Consider the following 18977-nt stretch of genomic DNA (forward strand, 5'->3'; position numbering starts at 1 on the left):
TTTTAGACTGAAATACGCCGCAGATGTCCATCTTTTACGTAAGAGTAGAACAGGTTGCCATGATTAAAGATTGATGCGCTTAACACTTTCTCGCTTAAATAATCTCAAAAATATCGGTAACTTTGGCCCATTAAATATATTTACCATGAATAAATTTGAGAAAGCTTTTCAGAAACTAGACCCCATTATTGCCGCTCTGGGTCGTAGCCCCTGGCTGCAAACTATATCTGTATCAATGGTTTCGACAATCGCCATTACGCTTATCGGCTCGATCAGCGTGTTGCTTATCGTCTTCCCCATCGATAGCGTGCATCAATTCTTTGTCGCGACAAAGATGATCCCGGTATTCAGCGGCGTCGCCACCTGCACGCTGGGTATTCTGGCACTCTACGTCACCTTCTTTATGGCGCGCCATCTGGTAAGCCATTATGACGTCGATATCGATGGTTCTCTCTGCGGCATTGCATCCGTGATGACCTTTTTGATTGTCACGCCGCTGGCGGACGCCGAGGGAAATATCGCCTCTATCCCCCTGACCTGGCTCGGCGTACAGGGCGTTTTCTCAGCCATGCTGATAGGCCTCGGCGTCGGGCGGCTGTTCATCTTTGTGGTACAGCGCGGCTGGACGATAAAAATGCCGAAAGGCGTTCCGCCCATGATTAGCCGCGTCTTTCAGGGACTGTTACCGTTCCTGACCGTCGGCCTGGTGGCGCTGCTTATCAACCGTGCCTTTATGGAAACGCCGTGGGGCAGTTTTCACCAGTGCATCTACACGCTAATCCAGCAGCCGCTGAAAGGGCTGGGTGGAAGCCTGCTGGCATTCCTGCTGGTGACGCTTATCATGCAGATCTTCTGGTTTCTGGGCATTCACGGCACTAACGTCGTGTTGCCGCTGGTGACGCCCATCTGGCTGGCAATGGATCTCGAAAATTTGGCCGCATGGCAGAACGGCCAGGAATTGCCTAACGTGCTGGGTCTGGCATTCTTTAATATTGTCACCTGGGGCGGCCTGGCGCTGGGGCTGGTGCTGCTGATGTGTCTGTCGCGGAGCAAACAGTTTAAGCAGGTCGGCCGCCTGGCGCTGACGCCTGCCCTGTTTGGCATTACCGAACCGGTTATCTTCGGTACGCCGCTGGTGATGAACTATCACCTGATGGTGCCGTTTATCACCAATAACGCGATTGCGATAACCCTGTCCTGGGCGCTGATTAAAATGGGCCTGGTCGCCAAAATTGTCGGCGCGCAAACCATTTTCGGCCTGCCGCTGGGCTTCTTTGCCTCCATTGGCGGCGCGACGTCAATCGTTCTGCTGCATCTCTTTTTACAGCTGATTCTCTCCCCGCTTCTGTGGTTCCCATGGTTTAAACTGGCGGAAAAAGAGGCCCTTAAGCGTGAAGCCGAGGAAGCCAACTGATGAGCAGAATCACCACACTGCTGGCGCAGATGACGCTGGAGGAGAAAGTCGGCCAACTGGTGCAGCTTTCCGGCGAGTTTTTTGTCGATGAACCTCAGCTTACCGTGGGCCCAAAAGCGAAGCTCGGCATCAGCCAGCAGCAGGTCCAGTGCGCGGGTTCAGTATTGAACGTGTCTGGCGCGAAAAAGACGCGTCATATTCAGGAACAGCATCTGCAAAACAGCCGCCTGAAAATTCCGCTGCTGTTTATGGCGGATATCGTGTACGGCTATCGTACGGTTTTCCCCATCCCGCTGGCGATGGGCTGTAGCTGGTCGCCCGCGCTGATCGAGCGTTGCTGTCAGGTCGCAGCGCAAGAAGCCGTTAGCGCAGGTAGCCATGTGACTTTTGCGCCCATGGCTGACTTGGTGCGTGATGCCCGCTGGGGGCGTTGTATGGAGTCGACGGGTGAAGATCCGCTGCTTAACAGCCGGATAGTCAGCGCCTGCGTGCGCGGCTTTCAGCATAATCTGGAACACGGCGAGGGGCTGGCAGCCTGCGTGAAGCACTTCGCCGGGTATGGTGCGCCTGTCGCCGGGCGCGATTACAATACCGTTGAGCTGTCGCGGCAGTCGCTTTTCGAGGACTATCTTCCGCCCTATCTCGCTGCCGTACAGGCGGGTTGCAAGCTGGTGATGTCTGCCTTTAATACCATCGACGGCATTCCTGCCACCGCTAACCGCTGGTTGTTACAAACCGTCCTGCGCGATCGCTGGCATTTTGACGGGGTCACCATTGCTGATTATGCCGCGGTGAAGGAACTCATCCCGCACGGCGTCGCCGAAGATGAGCGCCATGCCAGCCAGTTGGCCTTCAACGCCGGGCTGGATATCGACATGAAATCACCCTGCTATGTCAATCATCTGGCCGCGCTGGTTAACCAGGGCGAGATACCAGAAGAGGCGCTGAATCAGGCCGTGATGCGCGTGCTGCAACTAAAAGAAACGCTGGGATTATTTGACGATCCGTTTCGTGGCGCATCGGAAGAAAAAGAGCAGGCGTGGTTTTATCATCCGGATCATCTGGCGCTGGCGCGCGAGACCGCGGCCCGCAGCCTGGTGCTATTAAAAAACGATAATGCCCTGCTTCCGCTGAAACCGGGCACAAAAGTCGCCCTGATTGGCCCCTATGCCGATAACCCGGACATTATTGGTCTTTGGGCGGTCTACGGCGAGACGTCACACAGCGTCACCCTGAAACAAGCGCTGGATGAAGTGCTCGCGCCGGATGAGCTGCTGACCACGCAAGGCTGCGATCTGCTGCTTAATTACGATTTTCTCGGTGAATTTGGCGCCACCACACAGGTTGATGCGCAATCCTGCATGAGCGAAGAACAACGGCAAACCGAGCAGGCCCGCGCGTTGCAGTACGCGCGTGAGGCTGATGTGGTGCTGCTGGCGATGGGTGAGCATATGATGCAGAGCGGGGAAGCCGCAAGCCGCACCGATATCCACCTTCCCCAACACCAGGTTGAATTTATTCAGTCGATCGCGCGGGTGGCGAAGAAAACGGTGCTGATTCTTTTCAATGGTCGCCCGCTGGTATTGAGTGATGTGGTGGAACATGTTGATGCCGTAATCGAGGCGTGGTTTCCCGGCAGCGAAGGCGGGCACGCGATAGCCGATGTTCTGTACGGCAAGCGCAATCCGAGCGGGCGTCTTTCAATGAGCTTTCCGCGCGCAAACGGCCAGGTGCCGATTTATTACAATGCGCTCTCGACCGGCAGACCTGCGGATAAATCAGACCACAGCCCACGGTTTATTTCGAAATACCTGGATTGCCCCACCACGCCGCTTTTCCCGTTTGGCTTCGGGCTCTCATGGCATCGTGTTGAACTCAGCGAACTGACTCTCGCAGCGCAATTCTGCGCAGGCGAAACGCTGACGGTGGGCATCACGGTGCGAAATCTGACGCCGCACGCGGGCATTGAAACCGTGCAACTTTACTTACAGGATTGCGTGGCAAGCATCGCGCGACCGGTCATGATGCTCAAAGAGTTTCAGCAGGTGATGTTAAAAGCGGATGAAACGCGGCGGGTTATTTTCACCGTGAATGAAGAGATGTTGACGTTCTTTAACGCCGAGGGCGAGAAGGTCCTCGAGCCAGGCCGATTTAACATTTTTGTCGGCACCAGCAGCGTGGAGGTGCTGAAAGGCGAATTTATCTACCGCGCAGCGTAAGTAACTGGCACCCGGCAAACCGCGCCGGGTGCTCATGATTACATTTTTTGCAGCAGTTGATCGACAAAGGCTGGCACCACTTCACTCGCCAACCCGTAGTACTTCTCTTCAAACTCGCTGCCCACCTGGCTTGGTTCAAGGTTGAGCTCCACGGTTTTCGCGCCGTGCAGTTTGGCTTCATGCACAAAACCTGCCGCCGGGTAGACGTGGCCGGAGGTCCCGATGGCGATAAAAATATCGGCCATAGAGAGCGCCAGATAGATGTGGTCCATCTCAAATGGCATCTCACCGAACCAAACGATATGCGGACGCAACGGCGCCGGGAACTGACAACAGTGACATTTATCGTCCGGCGTCACATCGTCTGTCCAGTCCAGCACTTGTCCGCTCTGCGTGCAGCGCACTTTGAGCAGTTCGCCGTGCATATGCAGCACGTTTTTGCTGCCTGCGCGCTCATGCAGATTATCGATATTTTGCGTCACCAGCATAAAGTTATCGCCCAGCGCCTCTTCCAGCCTGGCAAGCGCAATATGCGCCGCATTCGGCTGGATTTCCGGCTGCTGAAGCTGTCTGCGGCGGGCATTGTAAAATGCCTGAACCAACGCCGGATCGCGCTGGAACCCTTCCGGCGTCGCGACATCTTCAACCCGGTGCTCTTCCCACAGTCCATCAGCCGCGCGAAACGTGCGAATACCCGATTCAGCCGAGATACCGGCGCCCGTTAGCACAAGAACTCTTGGTTTATCCATATGCTCTGGTATCACCCTGTCAGTGAAAAAAATCCGCTGGCGCAGACGCTGGCGCAGCTGACGTTTATTCCGACGAAAACGGCTCAATCGATGTAAGCGGCGCGACTGCATATCTACTCCATGTATTAGTTTGTGAGATGAAGGAAGGCAGCGCCGCGCATTCCTCCCGCGTCACCGTGCCGTGCGCGTTCTATGCGCGGTACGGCAGCGACGGGGAGTAAATGGCGCGGCAGGCGCTGCGCTAGCCCATCTGTGATAGCTGAAAAGTTTGATAACCCGCCACCGAGGACCACTAAATCCGGGTCTACGATAGTTAAAATATTGCCCAGGCACACCGCCAGGAGGTCCAGATAGCGCTCAACGTGTTCGCGCGCCTGCACGTCGCCCTGCTCCCACAATGCGACAATCTCCGGAGAGGTGCGTTGCTGGTGATAAAAATGTGTATAAAGCCAGGCAAATCCGCGCCCGGAAAGGTAATTTTCGATGCAGCCCAGTTGCCCGCAGCCGCAGCGCGTTAACGGAAAATCACGGCCCACCACCTCTAACGCATCCACCGGCAAGCGGATGTGACCGAATTCTCCGGTAATATAGCGATGGCCGGTAATCGATTTGCCGTTCTGTACAATGCCGCCGCCGACGCCGGTGCCGAGAATTAACCCCATCACCAGCGGATACTGGGTAAATTCATCATCCCACGCCTCGGAGATAGCGAAGCAATTGGCGTCGTTATCGAGGCGCACATCGCGTTCCAGCAAGCGGCTTAAGTCTGCGCGCAGCGGTTTACCCGTGGCAGCAGGCACGTTGGCCGCATACAGCGTACCGTCTTCGGTTTCCGGCATGCCCGGAATACCAATTCCCACCGTTCCCTGACAGTTGAAGCGCGCATCGGCTTGCGCCACCAGGCCGCAAACGGCGTCAAGAAACGCGTCATAACTCTCTTTCGGCGTCGCGACACGCGTTTCCCAGACGAGCTGCCGCGTCGTATCGAACACGCCGAGTGCAATTTTGCTGCCGCCAATATCAAATCCATAATGCATCATCATAAATTCCTCTTACTGACGCGCACAGCGGCAAAACTGCACCGTCAGGACGTTAAATTACTGGCCACTCAGCACCCTCGCCGGGTCGATACGGCTGGCGCGGCGAGCCGGATACCAGCTCGCCAGCAAACTCAGCAACAGTGCGGTGACCAGCACATAAAAGACATCCAGCCAGTGAAGTTCAGACGGCAGGAAGTCAATAAAATAGATATCGCCAGACAAAAATTTATGGCGAGTAACACCTTCAATCCACTTAATAATCGGCGTCAGATTCAGCGCACACAGCACGCCAATCACCACACCGAGAAGGCTGCCTAACAGGCCAGCGAGTAAACCATACCACACGAAAATTGCGCGGATCAGCCCGTCTTTTGCGCCCAATGTGCGCAGTACCGCAATATCGCTACTTTTATCTTTCACCGCCATCACCAGCGTCGACACAATATTGAAGCAGGCCACGCCGATGACTAATACCATCGCCAGATACATAATCGCGCGAATCATCTGGATATCGCGGTACATATAGCCATAGGTGCCAATCCAGCTCTGGATGGTGACATAGCTGTTGGTCACTTCGCCTGCCGAACGGACCAGTTTATTGGCGTTGAAGACGTCGTGTACTTTAATCGCGATTCCCGTGACACTGTCACCCATTTCCAGATACTGCTGCGCATCCTGCAATGGAATCATGGCAAAGCTGTGATCGAGCTGGCCACTAAGCTGCAAAATGCCGGAAACATGCAGACGAATGCGTTTAGGTTGCAGCAGCTTGTGTTCCGCATTAGCGTTCGGGATCATGATGGTCAGCCAGTCGCCCTGCTTCACCTTCAGCGCATCCGCCACACCTTTGCCGATAATGATTTGCTGACCGCCCGCCTTAAAGTCGCTCCAGCTTTCGCCCTGCACGAATTTCGGCAACGCGCTTAAACGGCTTTCCTGCGCAGGATCGACACCTTTCACCTGAATCGCGCGCATATTGCTGCCGCTTTCGACCAGCCCGGTGAAGGTGATGTAAGGCGCCGCAGCCGCGATACCGTTCACTTTTTCAACCTGCGGCAGAATGGTGCGCCAGTTGGTCCACGGCTGGTTTACCGCTTCAATTTGCCCGTGCGGCACCACGGCCAGTACGCGATTATTCAGCTCGCGCTCAAAGCCGTTCATCGCGCTTAAACCGAGGATCAATACCGCGACGCCCAGCGCGATACCGACGGTAGAAATCACGGAGATCAGCGACACCATACCGCTGCGGCGACGCCCGCGGCTAAAGCGCAGGCCAATCAGAAGGGAGAGTGACGGGGCCATCAATCTGCTCCCATCAGGGATAACTGATCGGTAAGATGGCCATCGCGCATCTCAAGCTGGCGGCCCATACGTTTCGCCAGTTGCAGGTCGTGGGTGACCACCAGGAACGCGGTACCCTGCGACTGGTTCAGTTCACCCAGCAGTTTAAAAATGCTGTCAGCGTTTTTGGCATCCAGGTTGCCGGTCGGTTCATCTGCCAGCACCAGACGCGGGTTGTTGACCAGTGCACGGGCAATTGCCACGCGCTGGCGTTCGCCGCCTGAGAGTTCCGACGGGCGATGGCGGGCACGATGCCCAAGCCCAACGGCGTTCAGCATCTCTAATGCGCGCGCGTTGATTTCCGCGGGTTTCTTCTTGCCGATAAGCAGCGGCATTGCCACGTTTTCCAGCGCGGTAAAATCGGGCAGCAGGTGGTGGAACTGATAGATAAAGCCGAGTTTCTGGTTACGCAGCTCAGCTTTTGCCGCCGAAGAGAGCTTGCTCATTGGCTGACCGCTGAAAATAACGTCGCCGGAGGTCGGGGTATCCAGCCCGCCCAGCAGGTGCAGCAGCGTACTTTTACCGGAGCCGGAGCTGCCGACAATCGCCATCATCTCGCCTTCGCCTACGTTAAAGCTCACATTGTGCAGCACGTCGGTTTGCACAGAGCCTTCCTGATAGCGTTTGCACAGGTTGTCGCATTGCAACAGGATCTTATTCATAACGTAAAGCCTCAGCGGGTTGAGTGGCGGCAGCGCGCCAGGAAGGATAAAGCGTAGAGAGTAATGCCAGTGCCATCGCCACCAGCGCAATCACGATAACCTGCACCGGGTCGATAGCTACCGGCAGCGCCGCACCATCAAGAAATGCGCCGATTATCGGCATTAAATTGTTAAGCTGGCTGGCGAGCAGCACGCCCAGCACGGCGCCAAGCAGCGCGCCAATCACGCCCGCGCTGGCGCCCTGAACCATAAAGACCATCAGAATTTGCCGCGGCGTCAGCCCCTGGGTTTGCAGAATGGCGACTTCGCCCTGCTTCTCCATCACCATCAGCCCCAGCGAGGTGATGATATTGAAGGCTGCCACCGCGATGATCAGGCTCAGCAGCAGCCCCATCATGTTTTTCTCCATGCGCACGGCCTGGAACAGCTCGCCTTTACGCTCGCGCCAGTCCTGCCATTTTGTGCCTTCCGGCAGCGTTTGCTGGCTGAGGGTATCGACCTGCAACGGTTTATCAAGCCACAGACGCCAGCCGGTGATATTCCCAGCCGGATAGCGCATTAAGCGCGAGGCGTCCTGAATGTTGACCAGCATTTGATAGCCATCGACTTCGCTGCTTGCGGCGAACGTGCCGATGACATTAAACAGACGCTGGCTTGGAACGCGGCCCATCGGCGTAAACTGGCTCGCCGACGGCACCATCACACGCAGCTGATCGCCACGGTTTACACCCAGTTGCTCCGCCAGCTGTTCACCGAGAATGACGTTATATTTGCCCGCTTCCAGCGCACTCTGTTTGACGTTGACCAGATACGGTGTCAACGGATCCTTCTGTGCGGGATCAACCCCCAGCATCACACCAACCGAGACGTTGCGCGCGCTTTGCAGCACCACATCGCCGGTAGTTAGCGGTGCAACCCGCGTAACGCCCTGTAGCTTAACGTCTTTCTCAGGCAGCGTTTGGGGATTGAGCGAACCGTTTTCAGCGGTCAGGATGGCCTGAGGCATCAGCCCCAGAATGTTGTTTTGCAGCTGACGTTCAAAGCCGTTCATCACCGAAAGTACGGTGACCAGCGCCATTACGCCAAGCGTAATGCCGATTGTCGACAGCCAGGAAACAAAGCGACCGAAGCGGTCCGCTGCGCGCCCACGCATGTAACGCAGGCCAATGAATAGTGCGACAGGTTGATACATGTAATCCGTCTTTGCTGATAGCAGAGGCATGAGTATATAAGCGAAAGCAAAGAGCGTAAATGAGTGAAACAGTAAGTTTTCGTCATTGTCGGGTTAAAATATTCCTAAAAATCAAGCAAATGATTTCAGATTCGCAGATAAAACAGGCGATTGAATTGCGCAATAACGTGGAAAACGAGACCTGGTTGTCATCTGATCCTTTTCTGAAAATGGTCTGAATACAGACTGTTACCCATTACATCCCTTTTTACGGCCTTCAGGATAACGCTTTATTTTATGGCAACGAAGGCTCGGCGACATGCAACAAAAAACATTATGGATCAACCAGATAAAAGGACTATGTATCTGCCTGGTGGTGGTGTATCACTCGGTGATAACCTTCTATCCGCATCTCTATGCGTTCCAGCATCCCTGGTCAGAGACGCTCTCGAAATGCTGGATCTACTTTAATTTATATCTCGCCCCGTTCCGCATGCCGGTCTTTTTCTTTATTTCGGGCTTTCTCATTAAGCGCTATGTCGCCGAAGTGCCATGGAAAGGCTGTGTGGATAAACGCATCTGGCATATTGTCTACGTGCTGGCGCTTTGGGGGCTGTTGCAGTGGCTGGCACTGCGCCAGTTGAACGGCTGGCTGGCACCTGAGCGCGACCTTGGCAATGCGGCCAACGCAGCCTACGCCGATAACCCCGGCGAGTTTTTGTACGGCATGCTCACCGCCAGCACCAGCCTGTGGTATCTCTACGCGCTGGTCGTCTATTTCGTGTTCTGCAAATTGTTTGTGCGCGCGAAGGCACCGCTACTTGTCGCGTTAGCCGTCCTCAGCGTGGCAATCAACTACCTGCCGCTACCGTGGTGGGGAATGAACAGCGTGCTGCGCAACGTTATCTATTATGCGCTGGGCGCATGGTACGGCACGGCGGTGATGACCTGGCTGACAACAGCGCTGCCGCGCAAGGCCTTTGTTCCGCTTCTGGTTTTCGCGCTTGCCGCCGTGGCGCTCTACTTCAAAGGTATTCCGCTGCTGATGGCGCTGCTGTCGATTTTCGTCATCATGAAGCTGTTCTGGCGAGCCAGTCACGTTATTCAACCGCGCGAAAATAACTGGTTGAACGTTGTCGGTTCAAACACCATCGCCATCTACACCACGCACCGCATTCTGGTCGAGGGCGCAAGCCTGGTACTCATCAAACAGGTAAGCGGACATGCGTTCACGGCAACCAGCGAACTGGCGCTGCTGCTGACCTATCCGCTACTAAGCCTTTTCGTGTGCACGCTGTTTGGTCTTTTAGTGCGCCAGATTTCGCGTCGCCTGACGGACGACCTGCTGTTTAGCCCACCGGCCAAACGCGCGCTGGCGACCTCCTGACCTCTCACGCCAGGCTTCCGGGCCTGGCGTTTCCTCTCCTCGATTTTCCGCAGTTGCACTCCCGCCGCCATCACGGATAATAAGCGTAATAAATTGATATTTTTACCGTGTAACTTTGCGGTTTCTGGAGAACGTGCCCCGCTATGCCTGAACTAGCCCGTTACGCCCTACCCACCAAAGCTGGCGATCAGCGTCAACTGGGGGAACTGACCGGTGCGGCCTGCGCCACGCTGGTCGCGGAGATTTCCGAACGTCATGCCGGCCCGGTTATCCTGATTGCGCCGGATATGCAAAATGCCCTGCGACTGCACGATGAAATCAGCCAGTTTACCGATAATCTGGTAATGAACCTCGCCGACTGGGAAACGCTGCCGTACGACAGTTTCTCGCCGCATCAGGACATCATTTCGTCACGTCTTTCAACGCTTTATCAGTTGCCAATGATGCAGCGCGGCGTGCTGATAGTGCCCGTAAGCACACTGATGCAGCGCGTTTGCCCGCACAGTTATCTGCACGGCCACGCATTGATGATGCAAAAAGGCCAGCGTCTGTCGCGCGATGCGCTACGTGCGCAGCTCGATAGCGCGGGTTATCGCCACGTGGATCAGGTAATGGAGCACGGCGAGTACGCCACGCGCGGTGCGCTGCTCGACCTCTTCCCGATGGGCAGCGAGCAGCCCTATCGTCTCGATTTCTTCGATGATGAAATCGACAGCCTGCGCGTGTTCGACCCGGACAGCCAACGCACGCTGGAAGAAGTCGACTCCATTAATCTTCTGCCTGCACACGAGTTTCCGACGGATAAAACCGCCATCGAGCTGTTCCGCAGCCAGTGGCGCGATAAGTTCGATGTGAAGCGCGATGCTGAGCATATCTATCAACAGGTGAGTAAAGGTACGCTGCCTGCGGGCATCGAGTACTGGCAGCCGCTGTTCTTTAGCGAACCGCTACCGCCGCTGTTCAGCTACTTCCCGGCCAATACGCTACTGGTCAATACCGGTGACCTCGACGCCAGCGCCACGCGCTTCCAGGCGGATGCACAGGCGCGCTTCGAGAATCGCGGCGTCGACCCGATGCGCCCGTTACTGGAGCCGGAACTGCTGTGGCTGCGCCCGGACGAGCTTAACAGCGAGTTAAAAAAATGGCCGCGCATTCAGCTTAAAACAGAGCATCTTCCGGAGAAAGCCGCCAATACTAACCTCGGCTTCCAGCCGCTGCCGGAGCTGGCGATTCAGGCGCAAAACAAAGCGCCGCTGGATAACCTGCGCCGCTTCCTGGAATCCTTCACCGGCCCGGTGATTTTCTCCGTAGAGAGTGAAGGCCGTCGGGAAGCGTTAGGCGAGCTTCTGGCGCGTATTAAGCTGTCGCCAAAACGTATTCTGCGGCTGGATGAAGCCACGGACACCGGGCGCTATCTGATGATTGGCGCGGCGGAGCACGGGTTTATCGACACGCAGAATAACCGGGCGCTGATTTGCGAAAGCGACCTGCTGGGCGAGCGCGTGGCGCGACGTCGGCAGGACTCCCGACGCACCATCAATCCGGATACCTTAATCCGCAACCTGGCTGAGCTGCATATTGGCCAGCCGGTGGTGCATCTGGAACACGGGGTTGGCCGCTACGCCGGGATGACCACGCTGGAGGCCGGTGGCATCAAAGGCGAATACCTGATGCTGACCTACGCCAACGAGGCCAAACTGTATGTACCGGTCTCCTCGTTGCATCTGATTAGCCGCTACGCGGGTGGTGCGGAAGAAAATGCGCCGCTGCATAAACTGGGCGGCGATGCCTGGGCACGCGCCCGACAGAAAGCCTCTGAGAAAGTGCGCGATGTCGCAGCCGAGTTGCTTGATATTTATGCCCAGCGTGCAGCGAAAGAAGGCTTTGCCTTTAAACACGATCGTGAACAGTATCAGCTTTTCTGCGATAGCTTCCCGTTTGAAACCACGCCAGATCAGGCGCAGGCCATTAATGCTGTGTTGAGCGATATGTGCCAGCCGCTGGCGATGGACCGACTGGTGTGCGGCGACGTTGGCTTTGGTAAAACCGAAGTGGCGATGCGCGCCGCATTCCTCGCCGTCGAAAACAACAAACAGGTGGCCGTGCTGGTGCCGACTACCCTGCTGGCGCAACAGCACTACGATAACTTCCGCGACCGTTTTGCCAACTGGCCGGTGCGCATTGAAATGCTCTCCCGCTTCCGTAGCGCCAAAGAGCAGGCACAAATTCTGGAACAGGTGGCGGAAGGTAAAATCGACATTCTGATAGGCACCCACAAGCTGTTACAAAGCGATGTGAAGCTGAAGGATTTAGGCCTGTTAATTGTCGATGAAGAGCACCGCTTCGGCGTGCGCCACAAAGAACGCATTAAAGCGATGCGCGCCGACGTGGATATCCTGACGCTCACCGCCACGCCAATCCCGCGTACGCTGAATATGGCGATGAGCGGCATGCGCGATTTGTCGATTATTGCCACGCCACCGGCGCGCCGACTGGCGGTGAAAACCTTCGTGCGTGAATACGATAACCTGGTGGTTCGTGAAGCCATTCTGCGTGAAATTTTGCGTGGCGGTCAGGTCTACTACCTGTTCAATGACGTTGAAAACATCCAGAAAACAGCGGATAAACTGGCCGAACTGGTGCCGGAAGCGCGTATCGCGATAGGCCATGGTCAGATGCGCGAACGTGAACTGGAACGCGTGATGAACGATTTTCACCACCAGCGGTTTAATGTGCTGGTATGTACCACCATCATCGAGACCGGTATCGACATTCCGACCGCCAATACCATCATTATTGAGCGGGCGGATCACTTCGGCCTGGCGCAGCTGCACCAGTTGCGTGGCCGCGTGGGGCGTTCGCATCACCAGGCCTATGCCTGGCTGCTGACCCCGCATCCAAAGGCGATGACCACCGATGCGCAGAAACGTCTGGAAGCCATTGCTTCGCTGGAAGATCTCGGTGCTGGATTCGCGCTGGCGACCCACGACCTTGAAATTCGCGGCGCGGGGGAACTGCTTGGCGAAGATCAGAGCGGTTCAATGGAAACCATTGGCTTCTCGCTCTATATGGAGCTTTTAGAAAACGCCGTTGATGCGCTGAAAGAAGGCCGTGAGCCGTCGTTGGAAGATCTCACCAGCCAGCAAACGGAAGTGGAGCTGCGTATGCCGTCTCTGCTGCCGGATGATTTCATTCCTGATGTGAATACGCGTCTCTCCTTCTACAAGCGTATCGCCAGTGCGAAAAGCGAAAGCGAGCTGGATGAAATCAAAGTGGAACTGATTGACCGCTTTGGCCTGTTGCCGGATGCGGCGCGCACGCTGCTGGATATCGCGCGTCTGCGTCAACAGGCGCAGAAACTGGGTATTCGGAAGCTGGAAGGCAATGAGAAAGGCGGCGTGATTGAGTTCGCGGAGAAAAACCACGTCAATCCGAGCTGGCTGATTGGTCTGTTGCAAAAACAGCCACAGCACTATCGTCTGGACGGCCCAACGCGGCTGAAGTTCTTCCAGGACCTGAGCGAGCGTAAAGCGCGCATGGAATGGGTGCGACAGTTTATGCGTCAGTTAGAAGAGAACGCCATCGCGTAACGCCAGTGTCAGGCCTACAGAACAGTGAATGCCAGGCCTGATAAGCGCAGCGCATCAGGCAATCTCAGGTAGCAAAAAGGGGAGCCATTCGGCTCCCCTTTTCTTCTCCCCAACTTCGCTCAACCGAGCTTAGTTATTGCGGATGTATTCATCCATTTCGGTTTTCAGGTTATCGGATTTAGTACCGAAAATTGCCTGAACGCCGGAACCTGCAACAACCACACCTGCCGCGCCCAGTTTCTTCAGCCCAGGCTGGTCAACTTTCGCGACGTCCGCCACGCTGACGCGCAGACGGGTAATACAGGCATCAAGGTTAGTGATGTTTTCTTTACCGCCGAAAGCAGCGACCAGAGCCGGTGCCATTTCGCTGGTTGCGCCAGCTTTGCTGTCTTCGGATGCATCTTCACGGCCCGGAGTTTTCAGGTCCAGCGCTTTAATCAGCACGCGGAAGATAGTGTAGTAAACGATCGCATAGCAGATACCGACAATCGGGAACAGCCACAGTTTGCTGCTGTTACCAGACAGAACGATAAAGTCGATCAGGCCGTGAGAGAACGACGTACCGTCACGCATACCCAGCAGGATACAGATCGGGAATGCCAGACCCGCCAGAATCGCGTGGATGATGTACAGGATCGGCGCAACGAACATGAAGGAGAACTCGATCGGCTCGGTAATACCGGTCAGGAACGAGGTCAGCGCCGCGGAGATCATGATACCGCCCACTTTTGCACGGTTTTCCGGTTTAGCAGAGTGCCAGATAGCAATCGCTGCAGCCGGCAGGCCGTACATTTTGAACAGGAAGCCACCGGACAGTTTGCCCGCAGTCGGGTCACCGGCCATGTAACGCGGGATATCACCGTGGAACACCTGGCCTGCTGCGTTGGTGAATTCACCAATCTGCATCTGGAAAGGAACGTTCCAGATGTGGTGCAGACCGAACGGTACCAGGCAGCGCTCGATGAAGCCGTAGATACCAAACGCCACAACCGGGTTCTGGTAAGCAGCCCACTGAGAGAAGGTCTGGATAGCCGTACCAATCGGCGGCCAAATGAAGGAGAGCACGATGCCCATAAAGATTGCGGTCAGACCAGAAATGATCGGAACGAAACGTTTACCGGCAAAGAAGCCCAGATACTCAGGCAGCTTGATACGGTAGAAGCGGTTGAACATGTACGCGGCGATCGCACCGGCGATAATACCGCCGAGAACGCCGGTATCCGCCAGGTGCTTCGCGGCGATTTCTTCAGCCGGGAGATGCAGGACCAGCGGCGCAACCACAGCCATGGTTTTCACCATGATGCCGTAGGCCACAACGGAAGCCAGAGCGGAAACACCGTCGTTATTGGTGAAGCCCAGTGCAACACCGATAGCGAAGATGAGTGGCATGTTGGCAAAAACGGAACCGCCCGCTTCCGCCATTACATGGGAAACGACGGCTGGCAGCCAGCTGAAGTTTGCAGAACCGACGCCCAGCAGGATACCTGCGATAGGCAGTACGGATACTGGCAACATCAGTGATTTACCGACCTTTTGCAGGTTAGCAAATGCATTCTTAAACATAATTGAGAGTGCTCCTGAGTATTTGTGCTTTTACACATCACCTTTCGGGCTACGTCTGCGTAAGCGGCAGTTACGGTGCCTGCTGACGCAACAAGAATGATGTTGTGTATTTTTTCTACGTTTTCACGCATTAGCGAGGGGGGAGTAACCTCGCCGTGTAACGGGCATCTAAGTGCCCTTTATTTATTACACAGAGTAAAATAAATACCCTGAACTTTGTTTGACGGCTATCACGTTTCAATGAGCGACAGATGAAATACTTATGAAACTTTACATAAATGATTGCCAAATGTTACCAAAAGTCCATCCACCGCCATTTTAATGGCGGTGAACTTTACTCGCTTTGCCTATTAATTACGAGCTTTAAAATAAGCTGAGAAATCAGGGAAGTTGCAGGCGGGCGGGGTCGATATGGAAGAGGCTGGCGAAATTTTGTGTCGTCTGCTGCGCCAGTTCTTCGACAGATACGCCCTTCAGAACGGCCATATACTCCGCAACGTCACGCGTCATCGCGGGCTGATTCTCTTTACCGCGATGCGGTACCGGCGCCAGATACGGTGAGTCCGTCTCAACCAGCAGACGATCCAGCGGCACATAACGCGCGGCATCACGCAGCTGTTCGGCATTACGGAAGGTCACAATCCCCGAGAAAGAGATATAGAACCCCATATCCAGCAACTTACCTGCGGTTTCTCTGTCTTCTGTGAAACAGTGTAGTACGCCACCGCAATCCGTCACTTTTTCTTCGCGGAGAATCGCCAGCGTATCAACACGTGCGTCGCGCGTATGAACGATAACCGGCTTGTTCAGCTCGCGGCCAATCTGGATATGCTGGCGGAAAGAGATCTGCTGGCGGGGTTTCGTTTCCGGCGTGTAATAGTAATCGAGCCCGGTCTCACCCATCGCGACCACGCCCTCTTCTGCCGCCAGACGACGCAGCTCTTCTACATCGTACTCTTCATCCTGATTCAGGGGATGCACGCCGCAGGAGAAAACTACGTTTGGCCGCTGGCCGACAAGATCGCGCATGCCGCGATAACCCGGTAAGGTTGTGGCGACAGCCAGACAAAATTTCACATCGCGTGCGGCGGCTTTGGCCAGCACGTCATCTACATCTTTATGCAGGTTTTCATAATCGAGGCCATCAAGATGGCAGTGCGAGTCGACTAAAAACATAATGTCTCTCTTAGAGATGCGATACCGGCAGTACCGCACCAGGTTGCAAGTAATGTTCCCAGCGCAGAAGGCGCTCGGTGAGGATCAATTCACGGTTCAGGCCCGTCACGTTCAGCAGCTGTTCGCGGCAGGTACAGATATCCGCCACGATAGCCTGAAGACGCGTGGCCGCTATTGCATGGGCAATCTGGTGCACCAACGCGCCATAATCAACATTCACGATAACGTTGATGCCCTGCTGCTGTTTAAGCGCGTCCAGCAGCAGCGAAGCCAGCCAGTGCAAACGCTGAGCGACCGTTTCATGGTTCAGCAGCGGCAGCAGTGCCAGCCAGTCACCGCTGCTAAGGGTAGCAGAGAGGCCCTGGCACAGTTTTGCGCGAGATGCCCAGCTCTCTGCCTGAAGCAGCACTTGCGCCGCAGCAGGCGCGCTACCGCTGAGGCGTAGCGCCGCCAGCAGTTCATTTTGTGACATTGTCACTTCACGTTCCAGCCAGGCTAAACCGTACTGTTCTGACGGCGGTGCGAGGTGAAAAAGACGACAACGACTGCGTAAGGTTGCCAGCAGACGTGCGGGCTCTTCACAGGCGAGGAAGAACCAGGTATTTTTCGGTGGCTCTTCCAGCGTTTTCAACAGCGCATTGGCGGCCGCTTCTGTGAGGATCGCCGCATCGGCAATCCACACCACTTTCGCGCCGCCCAGCCGGGCGTGCTCGTACAGCTTCTCGCTGACCTCACGCACCGCATCAATACCGAGCGTGCTTTTGCCCTTTTCCGGCGCAAGTGCGTAATAGTCTGGATGCGTGCCGGCCTGCATTAACTGGCAGCTATGGCATTTTCCGCAGCTTTTATGCCCATCGGGCTGCTGGCACATCAGGTAACGCGTCAGAGCATAGACCAGCGCTTCATCGCCCATGCCTGCGCGCGCCTGAACCAGCAGCGCATGATGGCCTCGACCGGCCTGATAGCTGGTAATCAGCTGTTCAAAAGCGGGACGCAGCCACGGATACCATTTCATGCCTGCTGCTCCGCAACCCAGTCGATAACCGTCTGGCGGATGTCGCTCATGACCTGCTCCAGCGGCTGCGTCGCATCGACAGTGCGAATACTGTCATCTGCCGCCGCCAGCTCAAGATAACGCGCCCGGGTACGGTTGAAGAAGTTCAGTGACTCCTGTTCTATGCGGTCGAGATCGCCGCGCGCACGGGCGCGTTTCAGGCCCACTTCTGGCGTAACATCCAGATAGAGCGTCAGGTTCGGGCGGAAATCGCCCAGTACCGCATTGCGCAGCGTCGCCAGCATGTGTTGATCGATACCGCGCCCGCCGCCCTGATACGCCTGAGTCGAGAGGTCATGACGATCGCCAATCACCCATTCTCCCTTCGCCAGCGCCGGTTTAATGACCGTCTCAACCAGCTGTACGCGCGCGGCGTAAAACATTAAGACTTCGGCTTTATCGGTGATCACTTCATCGCCGACAGATTTGATATCCAGCACCAGGCTACGCAGTTTTTCAGCAAGGACGGTCCCGCCCGGCTCACGGGTAAAAACCAGATCCGTGATGCCCAGTTCCTGCAAGGTTTTAACCACCACATCACGTGCGGTGGTTTTCCCTGCGCCTTCCAGACCTTCGATGACGATATAGTTACTGCGCATTTTTTTCCTTAAGTGCTTTTAGATAGTCCTGCACTGAGCGGTTATGGCTGACCAGATTGGTATTAAAGGTGTGGCCGCCTTTTCCGTCAGCAACAAAATAGAGATACGGCGTTTTGGCCGGATGCGCCGCAGCGTTCAGCGACGCTTCCCCAGGTGCCGCGATCGGCCCTGGCGGCATACCGGCAATCACATAGGTATTGTACGCCGTCGGTGTCTCCAGATCTTTACGCGTCAATTTACCATTATAACGCTCCCCCATCCCGTAAATCACGGTCGGGTCAGTTTGCAGGCGCATACCAATACGCAGGCGGTTGATAAAGACAGAAGCCACGCGATCGCGCTCTTCAGCCACAGCAGTCTCTTTCTCGATAATCGAGGCCATCGTCACCAGCTCGTTCTGGTCTTTATACGGCAACCCCTCCATACGCCCTTCCCAGACCTTATCGACCTCGGTCACCATTTTCTGGTGCGCACGTTTGAGGATCGCCACATCGCTGGTATTGGCGGTGTACATCCAGGTATCCGGCCACAGCCAGCCTTCCACCCAGTCCGGGTGCTCAAGCTCAAGCACCTTTGCGACGGTTTCGTAACTGTCGTCCGCCAGCGTATGCTTCACATACGGCGCATCGCGCAGCTGACGCAGATAATCACTCACCCGCATACCTTCGACGAAGCGCAGCGGGAACTGTGCTTCTTTGCCGCTCTCGAGCAATTGCAGCATTTCGCGTACGGTCATGGATGGCGTAAAGCGATAGGTCCCGGCTTTAAAGTGAGAGAGCTCGGGCTCCAGGCGCAGCAGCCACTGGAACACGCGCGGACGATTAATGATTTTTTCGCCGTAAAGCTGTTGGCCCAGCGCCAGTCGGCCCGTCCCTGCTTTGAGGGAGAAAATGGTATCTTCTTTAATTAACAGCGTGCTGCTCGCCAGTTGACGAACTTTCCACGCGCCAATGCCCGCAGCGATAGCCATCACTACCAGCAGTATCAAAATAACGCCTAACAATTTCTTCAT

14 protein-coding genes are annotated in these 18977 nt (G+C 55.7%); 4 read left to right on the top strand and 10 right to left on the bottom strand.

From position 1 onward, the window contains the following. The first annotated feature begins 145 nt into the window (after nt 1-145). Nucleotides 146-1414 (top strand): PTS sugar transporter subunit IIC, encoded by a 1269-nt coding sequence (locus G163CM_RS08080; RefSeq protein WP_231827654.1) that lies wholly within the window; start codon nt 146-148, stop codon nt 1412-1414. Next, on the top strand, nt 1414-3633 hold the full coding sequence (gene bglX, locus G163CM_RS08085; protein WP_231827655.1) for a beta-glucosidase BglX: 2220 nt from the start codon (nt 1414-1416) through the stop codon (nt 3631-3633). Before G163CM_RS08080 ends, bglX begins: the two co-directional genes overlap by 1 nt. Before the next feature lie 38 nt (nt 3634-3671). Here bglX and cobB read toward each other — a convergent pair whose 3' ends face one another. Genes cobB through lolC form a run of 5 tightly spaced genes read right to left on the bottom strand, consistent with a single transcriptional unit; the run spans nt 3672 to nt 8617 of the window. Beyond that, the gene (gene cobB, locus G163CM_RS08090) at nt 3672-4493 is read right to left on the bottom strand and encodes a Sir2 family NAD+-dependent deacetylase (RefSeq protein ID WP_015964841.1); all 822 of its coding nucleotides are present in this window, start codon (nt 4491-4493) and stop codon (nt 3672-3674) included. A gap of 14 nt (nt 4494-4507) precedes the next feature. Further along, nucleotides 4508-5419 carry an N-acetylglucosamine kinase gene (gene nagK / locus G163CM_RS08095; RefSeq protein ID WP_231828347.1) on the bottom strand — a complete coding sequence of 304 codons (912 nt, stop codon included), beginning with the start codon at nt 5417-5419 and terminating at the stop codon, nt 4508-4510. Between the two features lie 60 nt (nt 5420-5479). Continuing rightward, nucleotides 5480-6724, bottom strand: a complete 1245-nt coding sequence (gene lolE / locus G163CM_RS08100; RefSeq protein ID WP_231827656.1) for a lipoprotein-releasing ABC transporter permease subunit LolE — start codon at nt 6722-6724, stop codon at nt 5480-5482. After that, the gene (lolD, locus tag G163CM_RS08105) at nt 6724-7425 is read right to left on the bottom strand and encodes a lipoprotein-releasing ABC transporter ATP-binding protein LolD (protein WP_231827657.1); all 702 of its coding nucleotides are present in this window, start codon (nt 7423-7425) and stop codon (nt 6724-6726) included. Before lolD ends, lolE begins: the two co-directional genes overlap by 1 nt. Next, entirely contained in the window at nt 7418-8617 is a 1200-nt protein-coding gene (lolC, locus tag G163CM_RS08110) for a lipoprotein-releasing ABC transporter permease subunit LolC (RefSeq protein WP_231827658.1), read from the bottom strand. The genes lolD and lolC overlap by 8 nt, the downstream gene beginning before the upstream one ends. Nucleotides 8618-8915: 298 nt before the next feature. Here lolC and G163CM_RS08115 point away from each other — a divergent pair, with 298 nt between their 5' ends. Continuing rightward, on the top strand, nt 8916-9983 hold the full coding sequence (locus tag G163CM_RS08115; RefSeq protein WP_231827659.1) for an acyltransferase family protein: 1068 nt from the start codon (nt 8916-8918) through the stop codon (nt 9981-9983). Nucleotides 9984-10126: 143 nt separating this feature from the next. Further along, nucleotides 10127-13573, top strand: coding sequence for a transcription-repair coupling factor (gene mfd / locus G163CM_RS08120; protein WP_231827660.1), 3447 nt, complete (start codon nt 10127-10129; stop codon nt 13571-13573). A 129-nt stretch (nt 13574-13702) separates the two neighbouring features. Here the strand turns inward: mfd and ptsG are convergent, their stop codons facing one another. From ptsG to yceG, 5 genes are all read right to left on the bottom strand, one after another. Beyond that, entirely contained in the window at nt 13703-15136 is a 1434-nt protein-coding gene (gene ptsG, locus G163CM_RS08125) for a PTS glucose transporter subunit IIBC (protein WP_015964849.1), read from the bottom strand. Between the two features lie 381 nt (nt 15137-15517). Further along, nucleotides 15518-16312 carry a metal-dependent hydrolase gene (locus G163CM_RS08130; RefSeq protein WP_231827661.1) on the bottom strand — a complete coding sequence of 265 codons (795 nt, stop codon included), beginning with the start codon at nt 16310-16312 and terminating at the stop codon, nt 15518-15520. A 10-nt stretch (nt 16313-16322) separates the two neighbouring features. Continuing rightward, the gene (gene holB, locus G163CM_RS08135) at nt 16323-17327 is read right to left on the bottom strand and encodes a DNA polymerase III subunit delta' (protein WP_231827662.1); all 1005 of its coding nucleotides are present in this window, start codon (nt 17325-17327) and stop codon (nt 16323-16325) included. After that, nucleotides 17324-17965: a dTMP kinase gene (gene tmk / locus G163CM_RS08140; protein WP_015964852.1), complete on the bottom strand. Its 642-nt coding sequence runs from the start codon at nt 17963-17965 to the stop codon at nt 17324-17326. Before tmk ends, holB begins: the two co-directional genes overlap by 4 nt. Further along, the gene (gene yceG / locus G163CM_RS08145) at nt 17955-18977 is read right to left on the bottom strand and encodes a cell division protein YceG (RefSeq protein WP_015964853.1); all 1023 of its coding nucleotides are present in this window, start codon (nt 18975-18977) and stop codon (nt 17955-17957) included. The genes tmk and yceG overlap by 11 nt, the downstream gene beginning before the upstream one ends.

Source organism: Pseudocitrobacter corydidari (assembly GCF_021172065.1).
Taxonomy (GTDB): domain Bacteria; phylum Pseudomonadota; class Gammaproteobacteria; order Enterobacterales; family Enterobacteriaceae; genus Pseudocitrobacter; species Pseudocitrobacter corydidari.

Coding starts and splice junctions, on each gene's coding strand:
- G163CM_RS08080 (WP_231827654.1), top strand. CDS start 146: ATGAATAAATTTGAGAAAGCTTTTCAGAAACTAGACCCCATTATTGCC.
- bglX (WP_231827655.1), top strand. CDS start 1,414: ATGAGCAGAATCACCACACTGCTGGCGCAGATGACGCTGGAGGAGAAA.
- cobB (WP_015964841.1), bottom strand. CDS start 4,493: ATGCAGTCGCGCCGCTTACATCGATTGAGCCGTTTTCGTCGGAATAAA.
- nagK (WP_231828347.1), bottom strand. CDS start 5,419: ATGCATTATGGATTTGATATTGGCGGCAGCAAAATTGCACTCGGCGTG.
- lolE (WP_231827656.1), bottom strand. CDS start 6,724: ATGGCCCCGTCACTCTCCCTTCTGATTGGCCTGCGCTTTAGCCGCGGG.
- lolD (WP_231827657.1), bottom strand. CDS start 7,425: ATGAATAAGATCCTGTTGCAATGCGACAACCTGTGCAAACGCTATCAG.
- lolC (WP_231827658.1), bottom strand. CDS start 8,617: ATGTATCAACCTGTCGCACTATTCATTGGCCTGCGTTACATGCGTGGG.
- G163CM_RS08115 (WP_231827659.1), top strand. CDS start 8,916: ATGCAACAAAAAACATTATGGATCAACCAGATAAAAGGACTATGTATC.
- mfd (WP_231827660.1), top strand. CDS start 10,127: ATGCCTGAACTAGCCCGTTACGCCCTACCCACCAAAGCTGGCGATCAG.
- ptsG (WP_015964849.1), bottom strand. CDS start 15,136: ATGTTTAAGAATGCATTTGCTAACCTGCAAAAGGTCGGTAAATCACTG.
- G163CM_RS08130 (WP_231827661.1), bottom strand. CDS start 16,312: ATGTTTTTAGTCGACTCGCACTGCCATCTTGATGGCCTCGATTATGAA.
- holB (WP_231827662.1), bottom strand. CDS start 17,327: ATGAAATGGTATCCGTGGCTGCGTCCCGCTTTTGAACAGCTGATTACC.
- tmk (WP_015964852.1), bottom strand. CDS start 17,965: ATGCGCAGTAACTATATCGTCATCGAAGGTCTGGAAGGCGCAGGGAAA.
- yceG (WP_015964853.1), bottom strand. CDS start 18,977: ATGAAGAAATTGTTAGGCGTTATTTTGATACTGCTGGTAGTGATGGCT.